At 75.1% G+C, this 2,015-nt stretch carries 3 protein-coding genes and 1 riboswitch; of the genes, 2 read left to right on the forward strand and 1 reads right to left on the reverse strand.

The features are described from left to right. Both CBZ_RS18275 and CBZ_RS18280 read left to right on the forward strand, forming a co-directional pair. Positions 1-911, forward strand: a 911-nt coding sequence (locus CBZ_RS18275) for a YhgE/Pip family protein (RefSeq protein ID WP_165446849.1), incomplete at its 5' end; no start/stop codon positions are given. A gap of 32 nt (positions 912-943) precedes the next feature. Continuing rightward, entirely contained in the window at positions 944-1,486 is a 543-nt protein-coding gene (locus CBZ_RS18280) for a TetR/AcrR family transcriptional regulator (RefSeq protein ID WP_130782895.1), read from the forward strand. A gap of 173 nt (positions 1,487-1,659) precedes the next feature. On the opposite strand, the gene CBZ_RS18285 is transcribed toward CBZ_RS18280, so the two are convergent. Continuing rightward, positions 1,660-1,884 (reverse strand): BldC family transcriptional regulator, encoded by a 225-nt coding sequence (locus CBZ_RS18285; protein ID WP_130782896.1) that lies wholly within the window; start codon positions 1,882-1,884, stop codon positions 1,660-1,662. A 16-nt stretch (positions 1,885-1,900) separates the two neighbouring features. Beyond that, positions 1,901-1,975: riboswitch (cyclic di-GMP riboswitch) on the reverse strand. Between the last annotated feature and the right edge of the window lie 40 nt (positions 1,976-2,015).

A 2,015-nucleotide genomic window follows, 5' to 3' on the forward strand; every position in this document is an offset into this window, starting at 1 on the left:
CGGCGGCCCTGCGCGACGGGACCGCGCGGGTCGCGTCCGGCGCGGGCGACGTGCGGGACGGTGCCGGGACGCTCGCGGACGGCACGACCGCGGTCGCGACCGGGGCGGGCGACCTCGCCGACGGCGCGTCGAGGCTCGCCGACGGGTCCGGGGCGCTGCACGACGGTGCGGGCACGCTCGCCGCCTCGCTCGACGGCGGCACCGACGCGATCCCCGCCGACGACGACACCGCGCGCGACGCCCGGGCCGCCGCGATCGCCGACCCGGTGACCCTCGACACGACCGACCGGGCCGCGGCCGAGGGGTTCGGCGAGGGCATCGCGCCGTTCTTCCTGCCGCTCGCGCTGTTCCTCGGCGGCGTCGTCACCTGGATGATCCTGCGGCCCGTGCCGCCCCGCGCACTCGCGACTCCCGCCCGTGGCGTCCGGGCGGCGCTCGCCGGGTTCGCCCCGGCGCTGGCCGTCGGCGTCGTGCAGGTCGTCGTGCTGCTCACCGTCCTGCGCGTGGGGCTCGGGCTGACGCCCACCCATCCCGTCGGAGCGCTCGCGTTCACGGTCCTCGTCGTCGCGGCGTTCCTCGCCCTGCAGCAGATGCTGCTCTCCCTGCTCGGCACCGCTGCGGGCCGGGTCGCCACCCTCGCGCTGCTGGTGCTCCAGCTCGCGTCCGCCGGTGGTACCTACCCGGTGGAGACGTCGCCCGCCTTCTTCCGGGCGCTGCACCCGCTGCTGCCGATGAGCTACGGGGTCGACGGGCTGCGCGCGCTGCTCACGGGGAACCCCGACGCACGGCTGTGGACGGCCGTGGCCTACCTGGTCACGGTGCTCGTCGGGTCGCTCGCCGTGACGTCGTGGCGCGCGGGACGCATGCGCACGTGGACGCTGTCGCGCCTGCACCCCGCGCTGACCATCTGACCGGCACCCGAGACGTCTGAGAGGCTGCGCGCATGCGGAGCACCGACACCCGGCAGCACATCGTCGACGCGGCGCTCGCGCTCGTCGCCGACCGCGGGTACTCCGCGACGTCCGTCGACGAGATCGCCGCCGCAGCCGGCGTCGCCAAGGGCTCGGTGTTCTACAACTTCGGGTCGAAGGCCGAGCTCTTCGAGGCGATCATCGCCGAGGGCGTCGACCGGCTGACCGCCACGCTCCGGGGTGCGGCGCAGGGCGCGCACGGCCGCGACGCGGTCGAGGCCCTGGTCACCGAGCTGCTCACCCAGGTGCGCGACCACCCGGACTTCGCGAAGGTCATGGTCGCCGAGGTGTTCCGCACGGGCCGGCGGTGGCAGGACTCGATCCGGTCGCTGCGCGACGACGCGATCGGCGTGTTCGCGGCGGCGGTCGCGGACGCGTGGCCGGACCGGGACCCGTCGCTCACCGCCGCGGCACTGTTCGGGGCGACGGTCGTCGCGGGGCTCGAGTGGCTCGTCTTCCAGCCCGAGCGGTCGCTCGACGAGGTCCGCACCGCGGTCCTCGCGGCGGTGCGCTGACGCCTGACGCCGTCCGGCCGCAGGGCGCCTCGACGGGACCGGCCCGGGCACTGCCGAGCCGTGCCCGACTCCGCCGGCCGGCGCGTGCCCGGGTACGACGAAGGACGCCGGCGGCGACCGTGGTCACCGCCGGCGTCCCGGGGTCGTGCTGTCGCGGCCTGGGCCGCGACGGGTCACTCGCTGACGCGCTGCGTGGGAACGCCCTGCAGGAGCGAGCGGACCTCGGACTCGTGGAACCGACGGTGGCCGCCGAGGGTGCGGACCGCCGAGAGCTTGCCGGCCTGGGCCCAGCGCGTGACCGTCTTCGGGTCCACGCGGAAGAGCACGGCGACCTCACCCGGCGTCAGAAGGGCACCCTGCGAGAGCGGGGCGTCGGTGGCGGGGGTGGTCACAGCCATGGTGAATCTCCTGTCGTTCGGTAGCTCGGCTGACCTCGTGGGTCCCGTGGCTTTGCGTCCCCACCTTGCGGCGGGTTTGCCGTTGTCGCTGACAACCAGAACTACGACCGTTTCTGGACAGTTAGTCAAGA

The organism is Cellulomonas biazotea (assembly GCF_004306155.1).
Taxonomy (GTDB): domain Bacteria; phylum Actinomycetota; class Actinomycetes; order Actinomycetales; family Cellulomonadaceae; genus Cellulomonas; species Cellulomonas biazotea.